This window comes from Paenibacillus enshidis (assembly GCF_042136365.1).
In the GTDB taxonomy this organism is placed as follows: Bacteria; Bacillota; Bacilli; order Paenibacillales; family Paenibacillaceae; genus Paenibacillus; species Paenibacillus enshidis.
The window spans coordinates 177,482-192,494 of record NZ_JBHHMI010000010.1 but is presented as its reverse complement, the minus strand read 5'-3'; the positions used below and the strand labels follow the sequence as shown (position 1 = coordinate 192,494).

Genomic DNA, 15,013 nt, shown 5'->3' with positions numbered 1-15,013 from the left:
GATAGGCTGGGGGTGGAAGTGCAGCAATGCATGGAGCTGACCAGTACTAATCGGTCGAGGGCTTATCCTAATGAATAGAACGCAATGACGTTTCGGATCCGGTTTTCAGGGTGTAAACCCTTGCACGTCTGGTGGCGATAGCGGAGGGGTTCCACGCGTACCCATCCCGAACACGACCGTTAAGCCCTCCAGCGCCGATGGTACTTGGACCGAAGGGTCCTGGGAGAGTAGGACGTTGCCAGGCAAATCCCCTCGGGGAAGGATACATATTAGGGCCCTTAGCTCAGCTGGTTAGAGCGCACCCCTGATAAGGGTGAGGTCGGTGGTTCGAGTCCACTAGGGCCCACCATACATAGATTTTAATAGAACAATTATTTTCATATGGGGCCATAGCTCAGCTGGGAGAGCGCATCGCTGGCAGCGATGAGGTCAGGGGTTCGATCCCCCTTGGCTCCATTTAGGTATGAGCCGGTGTAGCTCAATTGGTAGAGCAACTGACTTGTAATCAGTAGGTTGGGGGTTCAAGTCCTCTCGCCGGCACCATTTCAAGTGAATGCGGAACCGTGGTGTAGAGGCCTAACATGCCTGCCTGTCACGCAGGAGATCGCGGGTTCGAATCCCGTCGGTTCCGCCACTTTTAGAAATAATGTCAGGGATGGAAACCCAAGAAGGGTTTATCGAAGCGAAATTGATTATTGAGAGCCATTAGCTCAGTCGGTAGAGCACCTGACTTTTAATCAGGGTGTCGAAGGTTCGAGTCCTTCATGGCTCACCAGTTTCCAATATATGCGGTCGTGGCGGAATTGGCAGACGCGCACGGTTCAGGTCCGTGTGGGCTAACCCCCGTGGAGGTTCGAGTCCTCTCGACCGCATCTTTTTAAAATGAAAAGCTCTTGGGTTTCCTTACGTGGAGATTCAGGAGCTTCTTCATATTTGTTACAATTAAAGCCGGTTCCCAGGTTAACCCCGAGGAACCGGCTTTACATTTTTCTAGGCAACCTGTTTAAGGAGAGGTTTATAGATAATCGCACTTGAATTTTGAAAACTCAGCCATAGAGCCTTGCCCATAGGCATATAAACCGATGAGTACGCCTGTAAACCCTCCCGCAACTTCAGAGGAAAGGTGCCTGGTTTAAGAGGATGTCTTTCCCGTTTGCGTGAATGAGAGCTATAGCGCTCATGACTTGCCGTTTTACTGGGGGGATAAAGGCATCCTTGAGACCCGGTTCCCGCGGTGGCCTGCTTTAATGTGTTATATTACATTACATAAAAACAGCTATAACCTCCCCTAATCGAAAAAAAATTCACAAATAAAATTGATTATCGTTCAATATGTAATTTACAACTACATAATATGTGATATTATTGAGTATAAGATGTTATATTTTTCTGGAAAGGAGGTTTTCGGCATGTACATTTCAAATCTTCCTTTAAACCAAGCCTATTCCGTTTCTTCTTTTTACGATGAAATGTACGACGGCACCGGTGCGGTCCGCGGGCATTACGAGCGGCTGCACGAGAGGCTTCAGCGGATGAATGCCGAAAGCCTGGAGAGACGGCAGCGGGCGATGAATCGGCGAATGCTGGAGGAAGGCATTACTTACACGCTTTACGCCGACGGGCAGCAGGATGCGTTGGAACGGACGATTCCGTTCGACATTTTCCCCCGCATTATTCCGCAGCACGAATGGCTGGAGCTTGAGCGGGGAGTTATTCAACGGACGAAGGCGCTGAATCGGTTTTTATACGACTTGTATCACGACCAACATATTATAAACGACGGCATTATTTCTCGGAAAATGGTCGTGTCGAACCGGTACTTCCGACCGGAGATGATGCGTCTGCACGTACCGGACGATATCTACGTCACATGCTCCGGCATCGATCTGATTCGCGACGAGCACGGCCAATTTTTCGTGCTGGAGGATAACCTTCGATCTCCGTCCGGCTTCTCGTACCTGTTCACGACGCGTATGATGATGAAACGTTTTTTTCACGATGCGTATTTCTCTTGTACCGTGGCGGAAGTCGAGCACAGCCTGAGCACCTTCTTGTCCGCCTTGAAGCGGATTGCGCCCCGCGACCGGGCGAATCCGACCGTCGCGCTGTTGACTCCGGGCAAATTCAATTCCGCCTACTTCGAGCATACGTATCTCGCCCAGAAGATGGGCATCGAGCTGGTGGAGGGCAGCGACCTCGTCTGCATCGACCATAAAATTTATGCCCGCACGACGACGGGCCTGAAGCGGATCGACGTGGTGTACCGGCGCATCGACGATGATTATCTCGACCCGCTCGCCTTCCGGCCGGATTCGGTGCTTGGGGTCGCCGGGCTGATGAACGCATACCGCGCCGGCAATGTGGCGATCGCGAACGCACCGGGCACCGGCGTCGCCGACGACAAGGCGATCTATACGTTCGTCCCCGACATGATCCGGTATTACTTGAACGAGGAGCCGATTTTGCCGAATGTGCCGACGTACTTGCTCGAGCGTCCCGACGAGAGGGAGTATGTGCTGGAGCGGCTTGACCGGATGGTCGTCAAGGAGACGTCCCTGTCCGGCGGATACGGGATGCTGATCGGGCCTTCCGCCACAGAAGAGGAACTTATGCGTTTTGCGGAAAACATTCGCATGAACCCCAGCAATTATATCGCACAGCCGACGATATCGCTGTCAACGGCGCCGATTATGGATCAAGGTCGGTGTGTGCCCAGGCATATCGACCTGCGCGCCTTCGCCCTGTTCGGACAATCCGTGCATGTAATCCCCGGCGGGCTGACCCGCGTCGCCATGAAGGAAGGATCTCTCGTCGTCAATTCGTCGCAAGGCGGCGGCTGCAAGGACACTTGGGTGCTAAGAGAATAGCCTATGCTTCCGATGCGAGTTTTGCTCGAAGTTGATTCAGGAAGCAGTCTCACAAAACTTTTAGGAGGAGGTTCGCCATGCTAAACCGAATTGCCGAATCGTTGTTTTGGATCGGCCGCTACACGGAGCGGGCCGAAAACCACGCCCGGTTGATCGACGCGTTCTATCATATTCGCGAAGAGACGGCGGACGAAGACCACTTGTGGATCCGTATGGTGCGGGCGGTGGGAGACCCCACACAGTTCGAGACCGCGCAACTTGCATATCGGGAACAAGACGTGCTCTTCTATGTGGCGCTCGATGCTAGTCACTCGAACTCCATTCACTCATGCGTTCAGTCGACGAAGACGAATTTAAAGACGGTGAGGGAACGGCTGCCAGAGGAACTGTGGGACATTGTGAATGGGTTTGCACTATGGCTGAGAAGCGGCGAGGCGAATGAATTGCTGTACGAATCCCCGTTTCTGTTTTTGCGCAAAGTGAAGGAGAATATGGGGATGTTTTACGGTGCCGCACAGCATATGATGTTCCGCGATCAGCAGTGGCTCATCATGGAGAGTGGCCGGTATTTGGAGCGAGCGGAAAATACGACGCGGCTGCTGGAGTCGCTGCACCGTTCTATTGCCGACGACGAGTCCCGCGTTTCCTATTACTTGTTTTCCGCGGTACGAGCGCTTGGCGGCGTCGATGTGTACCGGCGCCTCTACTCCGATCATTTCACGCTGGAGCATACGGCATCGCTGCTCATCATGAACGAGTTGTTCCCGCGCTCAGTTCAGCATGGGCTGAGCGGGTTGGAGGCGAACCTTCATACGATCCGCGGCATGAACGGAGCCGATCCGGCGCTCGACAAGGCGATTCGTCTCGTGGTGAAGGCACGGTCCGAGCTGTCGTGGTTAGACACTTCCGAGCTTGCAAAAGGTTCGCTTTTGAACGGTATGGAGGCAATCAATCAGCTCGGCGCGGCCGTGGGTGACGCTTTTTTTCGCGCGAGGCAGGGGGTTCGAGCATGAAGCTCAAAATTTCGCATACGACCAAATACGGCTACGAGGAGCCGGTGGCGGACAGTGTCAATGAAATTCGCCTGTCGCCGCGGACGAACTACCGCCAGGCGTGCTACCACCACACCATTTCGGTGGAGCCGAACGCTTCGCTGTTCACGTATGAAGATTTCTTCGGCAACCGGATCCACGCGTTCACCGTGAACGCCCGGCATCGCGCACTCGTCATTACGGCCGTATCGACGGTCGTTACGCACAATAACGACGGCGTCCGCAATCAAGTGCTGTCTCCGAAGGACGACTGGCGGACGCTTGCCGACGAAGCGCTGCAAAACAAATTCGCGGAATTTTTACTGCCGACGCCCTACACGTCTGTCGGCGAAGACGTTCGGGCGTATGCAGACGAAATATCGCTCCCCGGCGCGGGAGTATACGATCTGGTCATGGAGACGGGCGGGAAGGTATACCGCAATTTTCAATATCAGCCGAACGCCACGGTCGTCACGACGCGAACGGATGAATTTCTACGGCTGAAGAAGGGGGTCTGCCAGGATTTCGCCCATCTGATGATCGCGGTGTGCCGGGCCAAGGGCATTCCCGCCCGTTACGTGAGCGGTTACCACTTCATCGGCGATCTGCAGACACGGACGGTCGACTTCGAGCAGGCGTCTCATGCCTGGGTCGAAGCGTACATTCCCGGCACCGGCTGGCTCGGCTTCGACCCGACGAACAACAATCGGGTGGATGAACGGTACGTCAAGCTGGGGCATGGGCGGGATTATTTTGATATCGTCCCCGTCAAGGGGATTTATCGCGGCACGCCGCTGCAGAACATGTCGGTCGAGGTAGACGTGCAGCAACTGTGACCCGGATGCTGCCGTCTTTCCGCGGACTCTGGTCAGAGCCGAGAACCGTTCGAGTTGGATTCACGCTAAGTTGAACAGAACAGCCATAAAGAGCGTTGAGTTCAATTTTAAAAATCACCTGCATAAGCCCGTTATCTGTTGTTTATGCAGGTAATAAGCTCTTGAATTTCCTCTTGTGGAGATTCAGGAGCTTTTTGCATATTCACAAATAGTTCAGGTGGGCACCTAATCCAAAACCGCCAATGCTGATCCATGCTGACGCTGCGGTAGGTCCGTCCCTTTCTCGTTACGACATAGCCTGAGTAGTTGAGAGAAGACCAGCCGAATCCCTGACTGGCAGGCAAAAAACTTGGGAGCTACGGGAATCCTGCTAGACCGGGAAGTACGGGGGAAACGACGGTTGTGAAGCAAAATGAACTGTAATACGACACGAATAAAACCTGGCATATTCAACGCGAAATTGAGCACCAGAAAGCTCACCAATTCCACAGGGATTAATGGCCGGGCGCTTCCTGTTTGCGGGCAAGCAGAAATAAATGTCTTCGTTCGGCCGCATCCAATCGAAGCATTCTTGCCGAGCTCTCCAACAAGTCCACGGAAACTTGAATGCGCCGGCTCTGCTCCAGGTAGGGCTTGAATTCCTTTTTCTTGACTTATCTTCCGCTTATGATAAAATGACGTAGTCGCTTCAGCGCGAATATATTGCGGACGTGGCTCAGCGGTAGAGCATCGCCTTGCCAAGGCGAGGGTCGCGGGTTCGATTCCCGTCGTCCGCTCCATCCTTTACCCTAATTGATAATTGACTGTTAAAGCAACTAGCAGTATGATTATATACACATCGGGACGTAGCTCAGCTTGGTAGAGCACCTGGTTTGGGACCAGGGGGTCGCATGTTCAAATCGTGTCGTCCCGATATCCTTAATATTTGTTATTAGACCTAATACACGCTATTCTGAAGACAGCTTTTTCTTCGGGTAGCGTTTTTTTAATTTATTGATTTTTTTAAAAAATATTGTCCTTGCGGCGTATCCTTTTTACGCCTCTAAACGTCTTCCTTATGAAACCTTTAACAAGGACCTAACAAAGGGGGGCCCCATTTATGGCCTTTGTGAAATCCGTACAATCTGATTATCTAAATAAACAGACGCATGCCGAGCTTCTGAAAGCTCTGCCTTCTTTGCTTAAATACTGCCTCAAGCTTACAGGCTCTACATGGGAAGCGGAAGACTTGGTGCAGAGCACCTGCCTTCAATTGCTTGGAAAGCTGCCGCTGCAGGACACGGATTTAAACTGGGAGGCGTATCTCATCCGTTCAGCAAGGAATATTTGGATTGACCGGATTAGACGACAAGCTGCAGGCCAGCGCGCTACCTCACGTTTAAACATAAAGACCGCGTATCAAGACAGGTATGGGATGGATATCGAGCTGGCTCTTTCCGCTCTGATTCAGTGGTTGCCGTCGTGGCAGCGGACTGTCTTTCTACTTCGGGAGATATTGCAGTACAAAACCAGTGAAGCCGCTGAATTGTTGGGTACGACTGAAGGTGCCGTCAAGGCTGCATTGGCAAGAGCACGTGCATCCCTGGCGAACAGCAAGCAGCGGTATTCCGAAAGGTTTCCTCTTCCCGAGAATCAGGAAGGCAAAGAACTGCTGAAGGCTTACTTATCCGCTTTCCGATCCGGTGACGCCCAGCGTCTCGTTGAGCTGGGACTGCATGATGCGGCAGAGCCGCAGGCGCTTCTTCCCGTCATTCTCGAGGGCAGTATTCGGGCGGGCAGAGCAGGCTCACGACGGCAGCAGCCGGACGAAACGAGGGCTCTATTGGCAGCGTAGAAAAGGAGAATGCAATATGAATGCTATACCGTACGTTGTGGAGCAGACCAGCCGTGGAGAACGCAGCTATGATATTTATTCAAGGCTGTTGAAAGACCGTATCATTATGGTGTCCGGTGAGATTGAAGATCATATGGCGAACATCATTGTGGCCCAGTTGCTGCATTTGGCTGCCGAAGATCCCGAGAAAGATATTCAAATGTACATTAACAGCCCAGGAGGATCGGTGACGGCCGGGTTTTCCATTTATGATACGATGCAGTTTGTGAAACCCGACATATCAACGATATGTACCGGTATGGCGGCAAGCTTCGGAACGATCCTGCTGACCGGCGGTACCAAGGGCAAGCGCCTTGCCCTGCCCAACAGCGAGATCATGATCCACCAGCCGCATGGAGGGGCTCGGGGTCAGGCTTCCGATATCCGGATACAGGCGGAACGAATTCTGAAAAGCCGGGAAAAACTGAACAAAATTTTGTCCGATCATACGGGTCAGCCGTTAGAGCGCATAGAGAAGGACACGGACCGGGATCATTTTTTCTCGGCTGAAGAAGCGGTGGAATATGGTTTGGTGGACCGGATCGTGACACGTGTTTAGCTGAAAACCAGCCTTTAAAAATGGGAAGCGAGAGCTTCCTGTTTTTTTTACTGGCAAGACAGTATCTCCATTATTTTTCGTCGCAAATCATTTGCAGATATTTAATAAGCTGTGAGCATAATCACATGCGAGAAAAATAAAAATGTATATAATATTTTATTGATAATGATTATTATTATCGTCAAAAAATCACCACTTCTTTGTCTGGTACATTATGGGTCAAGATAGGAGGGGTGAACTACATACCATGGGCAAGTACTCGAGGCTGCAGAATGAATTCTATGGAGGTGTATACTTTGAAGCCCGTATATGTCGGATTGGGTTTGTTTTTCTTCGCTTTAGGAGCAGCCGGGGCAGTTCTCCCTTTATTGCCGAGTACTCCCTTTTTGCTACTGTCCGCTTTTTTCTTTGCACGGGGTTCTGATCGTTTTAATCAATGGTTCATATCGACAAGGCTGTACAAAAATCATCTGGAGAGCCTTATACGCACCCGTTCAATGAAGCTGCCCATCCGAAATTTACCGGGGCAGGATGGGGTAACATCAGCTTTGCTTATGACGGAGCAGCGGTATTGGACAGCATCAGTATACCTGTAACCCGCGGCCGCATTCTGGGTATTACAGGGAGGAGCGGATCAGGCAAATCAACATTGCTCAAGCTGCTGATGCGATTCTACGACCCGCAGACCGGGTCGGTGCAGATATCCGGCCAGGATATCCGTATGGTCAATACAGCTGCACTGCGCGGCCTGCAAAGCTATGTGACGCAGGATACCTTCCTGTTCAACGATACAATTGAAGCCAATATTCGCATCGGACGGGCGGATGCCAGCCCTGAACTGGTAGAAGCCGCAGCGCGGAAGGCATCCGTGCATGAGTTTATTATGTCACTGCCGGAAGGCTACCGTACAAAGGTCGGGGAGCTTGGCGGAAGACTGTCCGGCGGTGAGAAGCAGCGAATCGGGCTGGCACGGGCTTTTATCCGCCAATCCCCGCTAATGTTGCTGGATGAGCCGACAAGCAGTCTGGATGGATTCAATGAGGCCATCATTCTGAAAGCGCTGGATCAGGAACGGGAAGGAAGGACAATTGTGCTGATATCCCACCGTGAATCCACGATGAATATCGCGGATGAAGTGTATCATATCAAACTTTAACAAACCTGACATTGTATTTGGCCAGCAAGAGGCGTATAATTCGTTTGGATTTTAAAAAGGAGAGGATATTGAAATGAAATCAAGCTGTGTTATTGAGGTGGAGGAAGACAGTCTGGTGATCGATTTGCCGGTAGAGCATTCCGATTTGGAGGCTTGGCTGGGCGATATTGAAAGCTGCGGCGGTGACGCTGCTCCATGGGTGAAGCTGCTGGATAAGGTGATTGGCCAGGTTCAAAACGACAGCAGCGATGAAAGCGAAACAGAGAAAGAACATACTTCAGAGACTGTGCGATAATCATAATCATTTACTTCATAATAGTAAGTGCAGACGAACTTTAACTGTCCTAAAAAATAACCCGCTGTTATAGGCCAACAGCGGGATTTTTATTGGCATTATTATTTTTTTACAGCATGATATAAAGAATGGCTTCAAAGGCAGACAGGCAGCCTGTTTTATCAAAAATTATTTGAGACCGAACGCGTCAGCGAGCAGGCGATAGGATCGGACTCTTTTATCAAAATCATGGATGGAGGACACAATGAGCAGCTCATCGGTACGGTATTGCTCTGCAAGCCGGTTAAGCTTCTCCAGGGCCTGAGCGGGGGTCCCCACTACGCGCCAGGCTCTTGACTGTCTGACCCGTTCGCGGTCCAACCCGGTATAAGGATAGGATAAGGCCGTTTCAACAGAAGGGAGTGAATTCAGTTCCTGACCGTTGTGCAGCTGTAAAAAGAACAGGTCGGAACTGGAGGCCAATTCATCTGCTTCTTCCTCGCTCTCCGCACACACCACTGTAACCGCGGCCATGGAACGCGGACGGTCCTCCATCAGGGAAGGCTCGAAATGTTCATGATAATGACGGGTTGCCTCAACACCTCCGGGTGTGCCGAAAAACTGGGCAAATGCAAAGGAAGTGCCTATAATGGCGGCTAATCTTGCGCTTTCCCCGCTGGAGCCCAGCATCCACAGCTCGGGGACCGTTTCAATGGAGGGGGAAACTTTAAGGCCGGCAAAACGGTGGTTTTCCATAATAGAATCCTGCAAATACCCGATCAGATCTACGATCTGCTGCGGATAACGGTCTGCCGTCTGGTACCGGTCCTCCTGCAGTGCCCGTGTTGCCAAAGGCATTCCGCCAGGAGCACGCCCAATCCCCAAATCGATCCGGCCGGGATAGAGCGCCTCGAGCAGCCTGAAGTTTTCTGCGACCTTGTATGCGCTGTAATGCGGCAACATAATTCCTCCAGAGCCGACCCGAATCCGTGAAGTATTCGCTGCCAGATGGGCAATCAGCACTTCCGGACTGGAATGAGCGAGCGCCTTGGAGGCGTGATGCTCGGAGACCCAGTAGCGGCTATAGCCCAGCCGGTCCGCCTCCTGTGCCAGCCGTGTTGTCTGGGAAAGGGCATCTATCGCTGTTCCGCCCTCGGGAATATGAGATTGGTCAAGTATACCAAGCTTTGTCAGCATGTTAGCAATCACCTCAAACAAAACTGTATCACACACAATCAAATAGGTCAAAATAATCAAACGGCGGAAACCGTAAGGTTCCCGCCGCATTCAGATTACGTATTCCGCTGATGTTTGGCCTCGTCCTTTATTTCCTCACGCATGCCGCGGATACTGGCTTTACGGCGGTTATTTTTTTCCTCAATCGTATTCCGCTCCGTAGTTGAAATTTCATCGGCATGCTCGTTGAGATAATCTTTGGCTTCTCTGAAATTTTCGATCGTATCCTGTACGGTATCTTGCAATTTTCCCACATTATCGGCACGGTTGTCCGGTTTTGCCATGCTGTACACCTCCTTTTTGCTCTGACTGCATGTGCCCGAGAAAACGATGGATGTCTGCTCTGCACAGCTTCATTTTCCCAAAGCAAATGTTTTATTATGCATGCGTGGGAATCGTCTGGTTTGGCCCCGTATAAAGGGAGAAGCAGGATAACCGCGGCTTATTGGAGTTCGCCCCCCTTTTCGTTATAATGGACTTATCATGAAAGGGGATCGAAACCGTGCTTAAAACACCTTTAGGCCGCTTCCGGCTTACAGCCTGGATTCAGGCTGTCGCTTATTTACTCATACTGTTTGTGGCATATCCGTTGAAGAGCGCAGGGATGCCGCAGGCTGTTACGATATTTGGCAACATCTATGGAGCGGCCTTTCTGCTGCTGGTCCTGACCCTGATCTATGCAAGGTCTGCGCTGGATTGGTCCTTGAGCCGACCCATTATTATTTTCTTCGTGTCATTTATTCCATTTGGCCTGATCGTGATGGATTTACTGTGGATGCGAAAATGGGAAGACGGGAGTATATCCAGGTCAGCCTAAAAGGTTCAATAGATGAATAAAACCGCAGGGAGAGCAAGCTGCTCTTTTCCTGCGGTTTTTGGGTTATTAGGTATTATTGAAATTATTGAAATGATTCAGAATAAATTCAGCCGTCATCCGCTGCTGACGAGCGCCAACGTCGTGTCCGGTAAAGGGATAAATCTCAATTCGCTTTTGTGAGGTAATCCGGTTATAGGCGGCAAAAACCGTTTCCGGCATACATACCGTATCTTTGAGCCCCACGGAGACCATGACCGGAATGGTGATCCGGCTGCCGAGATTGAGCATATCGAAATAGCTGAGTGTTTCAAGCACTTTGTCAAAATGCTCCGGGAAGCGGTGGATAAACTCCGCCGCTTCAGTTAGTGAGCTGGTGGAGTGCAAAATGCCGAAATCCATGTGGCACATATTCGGAATGTTGGCTACAGCAACAGAAGGCTTGCGGCTCAGCGCCGAGACGATCAACGCTAACCCCCCGCCCTGGCTGGAACCGCACACCGCGATTTTGGCAGAGTCGACATCAGGCTGGGTGGATACCCACTCCACAGCTTTGATCGCATCGATGGTGATCGCTTTGTAGTAACATGTGTCTTTGTTTAGAATCCCCTGGGTCACCCAGCCTTTCACCGTTCCGTAGCCGCTGTTCAGCCTGTTCCCGGTCTCTCCTCCCTGACCGCGCACGTCCACCGCCAGCACGGCCATTCCGAGCATGAGCCATGAGGCATACTGCTCAGGATAACCCTTGCCGCCAGTATAACCATGAAACAGCACAACACAGGACAGCTTCTCCTCCTTCATAAAAGCAGGCCGAATGTACCAGGCGTGCAGCGGGGTATCATCCCAGCCTTCGTAAGTGAGGTGAAAGACCTCCATATACGCATAAGGGGTAGGGACAGGAGTTTTAACGGCTGAGACCGGTATGGTGTACGCCTCTTGCAAAGAACGCTCCCAGAAGGCATCAAGATCAGCGGGGGCGGTCAAGTCAGGATAATATTTGCTTAATTCGTTGATCCTCTTTTCAATTGCGTTCACGATCCTATCCTCCTTCAAGCGATTGCTGCAACTTTTTTTTCATCATACCAGAACAGGGGATTGGAACGAACATGAAAATGAAACAAAAATTGGTATTGTTATCTACAGCGGCGGCACTTTCCCTGTCTTTATTGCCGGGAGCTCTTTCAAAGACCTGGGCAATGTAGCTGGAAAAGAAAAAATTGAAGCTCTGAGAGAGCAGGGCTTCATTAAAGGAGTTAGCAGCGGCCAGTTCCTTCCGGGACAGGAAATGACGGCAGCACAGGGGATTCAACTAATCAGCAATGCCATGGGGCTTAGCTTGGCTGCTATTGATTTTACGGAAGGACCCTATGCAGAGGATACATTTGATCATGTCAAAGACGGTCAATGGTATACGGACGCTTTCCTCGCGACTTATTACAATGGTGTAGAGATCCCAGTCACTATTGAGCCGGGACAAGAGCTGACGAAGGAAGAGTTTACCTTCTACCTGATGCAGGCAATGGAAAAGAAGGGACAACTTCCTATGATCAACATTCTCCTGCGGAAAATCACCGATGAAGCGGAGATCAATCCGCTTTATCAAGGTAGCATACAGCGCTCGCTTGCATTGGACATCAATACCTTGAACGGGGAGGGAGGGTTAGATCCGAAGCAGCCGATCACCCGTGCTGAAGCCGCAGTGATGACCTATAATGCCGTCTCCTTTTTGCAATCCCTCGACAGCGGTACTCCAGCCCAATAAACATGGATAATGAAAAAGCCTTAACCCATTAGTCTCACGGGTTAAGGCTTTTTGTTTAATCACTGCCGATTGCGATCCATGAAATCACGCCGAAATTTTGATCCGTTTGTCTCAGCTTTGCAATTTCCAGTACGGCGCTTACAGAGGATTGGGATTTCAGTACAGCGTAAAACGCGGAATGATTGATCATGGCCACAAGGATATAGTTCGGGTTTGAAAAAGGCTCATCGAACGTAACGGTTGCTTCCGTTATGTCTGAGTTTTCGTGCATCAGGAATGGGATTCGACCGAACTGCTGCAGAGCCGGCTGATCCCCGTCGCACCGGATCGGTGTAATGGCTGGCTGCCGGACTTCATTTGCCTGCTGTAAAAGCTCTACCATCTCATGAAGGGACTGAATGGAGGCCTGAACATCATCCGTAAAGTGGAGCATTTCGACAGTACCTGGAAGCAGCATGCTGCCGTCAAGTTCCTTTGCAGGGGCCAGGGTATCCTGAAGCTCCTCGCTAAAATGATCCCAGGAGAGTGCTCCTGATTTGATCTGGCTTCCGTCGACTTCGCCGGTAATGAGGCTGCCTTGAAGCTCACCGGCCAGATGGTCCCAGGAGACGGCTCCTTTTTGCAGTGCGTCTCCTGTTATTGCACCCGGAGTGACATGGTGTTCCAGCACGGAGGATGATTGCAGATGATTGGAATCTACCGAGCCTGGCGCGAGGTGTTCGGCTTGCACGGCTTTATCGGCCAGATGCTCAGCTTGAACAGCCCCTTCTTCGATATGGATCGTTTGCACCGATTTCCGGCCAAGCTTGAAGGAGATGGCGTTGACATCGGCAAGCTTGCCGGACGTGACGTCTGTAACTCTTTTCGCTTCCCTGGAGATGGATTGGGCTCCCCAATTATGCGCCAGTACGGCTTTGGGATGCAGATGCTCCGTATGAATGGCATTGTGGGCTACATGCTCTGATTGAACTGCTCCCTGAGCAAGCGCAGCGGACTGAACCGAACCGGGGGTTAAAGGACGCCCCAGAACAGAGTGATCCGCCAGTTGCTGCGACTGGTCTGCAATTTCAGGCTTGGAATACTCTGCCGCTTCGGCTTGTACGGTCGAAGGGGCGAAAACTGCCGGAGTCTTAGGCACGGCAACGGCATGAACTTGTATTTCTGCTTTCTTGGCGGGCGTCAACCAATCCAGCTCATTGATATGAGGATTGTCAACGTAATAGGTCCTCTTTTTTCTTCTGCTGCCCGGAGTGCGCCTGTTTTTTTTCAAATAACTCTCTCCTTCCTGTAGTCATCGTCACTGGCATCATATGCAGTGTGCTAGGCCCTTGTCACCGGAACAAGCAGGGAAGCAGGATTTCCACAAAAAGAAAAAGACCGCTCCCTCATGGAATTCAGGGAGCGATCGCTGCTGGCATATAATCAAGTGATTCAATTCAAATGTTCTGGCATCCGCTCAAGCTCTTCTGCGCCGGGATGAATTCAACCATCCTGGTGTCCACATCTGTTCTTTGTCGTCCAATCTTTTGCCGGGAGGCACGATGGTATCGATGGCATCCAGCACATCCGGGCTGAGCCGCAAGTCTGCGCCGGCAATAAACTGTCCCAATTGCTCCGATGTGCGCGGGCCAAGAATCGTTGAAGTGACAGCAGGGTGGCTTTGGACAAATGCGACTGCCATATGAGCAAGCGAGATACCTGCCTGGTTCGCTACCATCTGCAGCTGGTGGATAACATCAAATTTTTGTTTATTTTCCGGCAGCTCCGGATCCAGGGCAAGGGCCGCAGATCCTCTTAAACGCGCTGCCCGTGAATGGCTGTCTGCTGCCTGGCCCGCTGTATATTTACCGGTTAGCAGTCCTCCGGCCAGCGGTCCATAAGTCAATAATGCCAATTCATAGCGCAGTGCCATTTCTGTAATGTCCTGCTCAATACTTCGATTGATCATAGAGTAGGGGGACTGTTCACTGACAAAGCGCTGCAGGTGATGACGCCCGCTCACGGCCTGTGCTTCCATCAGCTGCCATGCCTGGTGATTGGAGGTTCCGATATAACGAACCTTGCCTTCTTGAACCAGATCAGTCAGTGTACCCAATATTTCCTCAAATGAGGTGTCTGAAAAGGGCTGATGGAGCTGATAAAGGTCAATATAATCCGTCTGCAGCCGTTTCAGGCTTTGTTCGACGGCTTGCCGGACCCAGCGCCGGGAACCGCCGCTTTGATTCAGTCCGCTGTTAGCTTCAGCTCCAAATTTTGTTGCCAGGATCACATCTTCGCGTCTGCCCTTGATCGCCTGGCCAATGATCCGCTCAGATTCGCCGTCAGCATACCGGTTGGAGGTGTCTATCAAATTAATTCCGGCATCGATAGCCTGGAGAATGATTTTTATGCTATCCTTTTCACTTGTGAGCGCCCCATACATTCCTCCGCCCAAGGCATACTGGCTGACCTTTATACCTGTACGTGCAAGATTTCGATAGTGCATAGTCACAATTCCTCCATTTCAGTATTGAACACACGTGTTGATTGGTGTTCTGTGGTCAATTATAATAGTCCGTAATTTGTTGGAACCATCATCAGTGTGGGGAGAGTGTTCCATAAAAGA

16 protein-coding genes, 8 tRNA genes and 1 rRNA gene are annotated in these 15,013 nt (G+C 51.2%); 19 read left to right on the top strand and 6 right to left on the bottom strand.

Going from position 1 to position 15,013, the window contains the following annotated elements; translation table 11 throughout:
* Nucleotides 1–127: 127 nt before the first annotated feature.
* The 7 genes from rrf to ACE41H_RS13840 all read left to right on the top strand — a co-directional run bounded on the left by rrf (nt 128) and on the right by ACE41H_RS13840 (nt 872).
* Nucleotides 128–244: ribosomal RNA gene (rrf, locus tag ACE41H_RS13870) — 5S ribosomal RNA — on the top strand.
* Nucleotides 245–272: 28 nt separating this feature from the next.
* A tRNA-Ile gene (locus ACE41H_RS13865) sits at nt 273–349 on the top strand.
* 34 nt (nt 350–383) lie between these two features.
* A tRNA-Ala gene (locus ACE41H_RS13860) sits at nt 384–456 on the top strand.
* A gap of 11 nt (nt 457–467) precedes the next feature.
* Nucleotides 468–543, top strand: a tRNA-Thr gene (locus tag ACE41H_RS13855).
* Between the two features lie 14 nt (nt 544–557).
* Nucleotides 558–634, top strand: a tRNA-Asp gene (locus ACE41H_RS13850).
* A gap of 65 nt (nt 635–699) precedes the next feature.
* A tRNA-Lys gene (locus ACE41H_RS13845) sits at nt 700–775 on the top strand.
* A 13-nt stretch (nt 776–788) separates the two neighbouring features.
* Nucleotides 789–872 (top strand) — tRNA-Leu (locus ACE41H_RS13840).
* A gap of 143 nt (nt 873–1,015) precedes the next feature.
* Here the strand turns inward: ACE41H_RS13840 and ACE41H_RS13835 are convergent.
* On the bottom strand, nt 1,016–1,084 hold the full coding sequence (locus ACE41H_RS13835; protein WP_375355867.1) for a hypothetical protein: 69 nt from the start codon (nt 1,082–1,084) through the stop codon (nt 1,016–1,018).
* Nucleotides 1,085–1,409: 325 nt separating this feature from the next.
* On the opposite strand from ACE41H_RS13835, the gene ACE41H_RS13830 reads away from it, so the two are divergent.
* The 10 genes from ACE41H_RS13830 (at nt 1,410) to ACE41H_RS13785 (ending at nt 8,617) form a co-directional block, all read left to right on the top strand.
* Nucleotides 1,410–2,867, top strand: coding sequence for a circularly permuted type 2 ATP-grasp protein (locus ACE41H_RS13830; protein WP_375355853.1), 1,458 nt, complete (start codon nt 1,410–1,412; stop codon nt 2,865–2,867).
* 77 nt (nt 2,868–2,944) lie between these two features.
* The gene (locus ACE41H_RS13825) at nt 2,945–3,880 is read left to right on the top strand and encodes an alpha-E domain-containing protein (RefSeq protein WP_375355851.1); all 936 of its coding nucleotides are present in this window, start codon (nt 2,945–2,947) and stop codon (nt 3,878–3,880) included.
* Nucleotides 3,877–4,734, top strand: coding sequence for a transglutaminase family protein (locus ACE41H_RS13820; RefSeq protein WP_375355850.1), 858 nt, complete (start codon nt 3,877–3,879; stop codon nt 4,732–4,734). The genes ACE41H_RS13825 and ACE41H_RS13820 overlap by 4 nt, the downstream gene beginning before the upstream one ends.
* Before the next feature lie 704 nt (nt 4,735–5,438).
* Nucleotides 5,439–5,513: transfer RNA gene (locus ACE41H_RS13815), tRNA-Gly, on the top strand.
* Between the two features lie 60 nt (nt 5,514–5,573).
* Nucleotides 5,574–5,647, top strand: a tRNA-Pro gene (locus ACE41H_RS13810).
* Nucleotides 5,648–5,833: 186 nt separating this feature from the next.
* Nucleotides 5,834–6,568: an RNA polymerase sigma factor gene (locus ACE41H_RS13805; RefSeq protein ID WP_375355848.1), complete on the top strand. Its 735-nt coding sequence runs from the start codon at nt 5,834–5,836 to the stop codon at nt 6,566–6,568.
* A gap of 16 nt (nt 6,569–6,584) precedes the next feature.
* A complete protein-coding gene (gene clpP, locus ACE41H_RS13800; protein ID WP_375355847.1) occupies nt 6,585–7,166 on the top strand; it encodes an ATP-dependent Clp endopeptidase proteolytic subunit ClpP in 582 nt (193 codons plus the stop codon).
* Between the two features lie 281 nt (nt 7,167–7,447).
* Nucleotides 7,448–7,762 (top strand): YbaN family protein, encoded by a 315-nt coding sequence (locus ACE41H_RS13795; protein WP_445974745.1) that lies wholly within the window; start codon nt 7,448–7,450, stop codon nt 7,760–7,762.
* Entirely contained in the window at nt 7,738–8,322 is a 585-nt protein-coding gene (locus tag ACE41H_RS13790; RefSeq protein WP_445974744.1) for an ATP-binding cassette domain-containing protein, read from the top strand. Before ACE41H_RS13795 ends, ACE41H_RS13790 begins: the two co-directional genes overlap by 25 nt.
* A gap of 73 nt (nt 8,323–8,395) precedes the next feature.
* Nucleotides 8,396–8,617 carry a hypothetical protein gene (locus tag ACE41H_RS13785; protein WP_375355845.1) on the top strand — a complete coding sequence of 74 codons (222 nt, stop codon included), beginning with the start codon at nt 8,396–8,398 and terminating at the stop codon, nt 8,615–8,617.
* Between the two features lie 168 nt (nt 8,618–8,785).
* Here the strand turns inward: ACE41H_RS13785 and ACE41H_RS13780 are convergent, their stop codons facing one another.
* The gene (locus ACE41H_RS13780; protein ID WP_375355865.1) at nt 8,786–9,790 is read right to left on the bottom strand and encodes an LLM class flavin-dependent oxidoreductase; all 1,005 of its coding nucleotides are present in this window, start codon (nt 9,788–9,790) and stop codon (nt 8,786–8,788) included.
* Between the two features lie 98 nt (nt 9,791–9,888).
* The gene (gene tlp, locus ACE41H_RS13775; protein ID WP_375355844.1) at nt 9,889–10,116 is read right to left on the bottom strand and encodes a small acid-soluble spore protein Tlp; all 228 of its coding nucleotides are present in this window, start codon (nt 10,114–10,116) and stop codon (nt 9,889–9,891) included.
* A 218-nt stretch (nt 10,117–10,334) separates the two neighbouring features.
* On the opposite strand from tlp, the gene ACE41H_RS13770 reads away from it, so the two are divergent.
* Nucleotides 10,335–10,649: a DUF3817 domain-containing protein gene (locus tag ACE41H_RS13770; protein WP_375355842.1), complete on the top strand. Its 315-nt coding sequence runs from the start codon at nt 10,335–10,337 to the stop codon at nt 10,647–10,649.
* A 66-nt stretch (nt 10,650–10,715) separates the two neighbouring features.
* On the opposite strand, the gene ACE41H_RS13765 is transcribed toward ACE41H_RS13770, so the two are convergent.
* Nucleotides 10,716–11,681 carry an acetylxylan esterase gene (locus ACE41H_RS13765; RefSeq protein ID WP_375355841.1) on the bottom strand — a complete coding sequence of 322 codons (966 nt, stop codon included), beginning with the start codon at nt 11,679–11,681 and terminating at the stop codon, nt 10,716–10,718.
* Nucleotides 11,682–11,703: 22 nt separating this feature from the next.
* Between ACE41H_RS13765 and ACE41H_RS13760 the strand changes: the two genes are divergently transcribed.
* Complete coding sequence (locus ACE41H_RS13760; RefSeq protein ID WP_375355840.1) at nt 11,704–12,408, top strand: S-layer homology domain-containing protein; 705 nt, start codon at nt 11,704–11,706, stop codon at nt 12,406–12,408.
* Between the two features lie 55 nt (nt 12,409–12,463).
* Here the strand turns inward: ACE41H_RS13760 and ACE41H_RS13755 are convergent, their stop codons facing one another.
* Nucleotides 12,464–13,678, bottom strand: a complete 1,215-nt coding sequence (locus ACE41H_RS13755; protein WP_375355838.1) for a WIAG-tail domain — start codon at nt 13,676–13,678, stop codon at nt 12,464–12,466.
* Nucleotides 13,679–13,864: 186 nt separating this feature from the next.
* Nucleotides 13,865–14,893, bottom strand: a complete 1,029-nt coding sequence (locus tag ACE41H_RS13750; RefSeq protein WP_375355836.1) for an aldo/keto reductase — start codon at nt 14,891–14,893, stop codon at nt 13,865–13,867.
* Nucleotides 14,894–15,013: the final 120 nt, after the last annotated feature.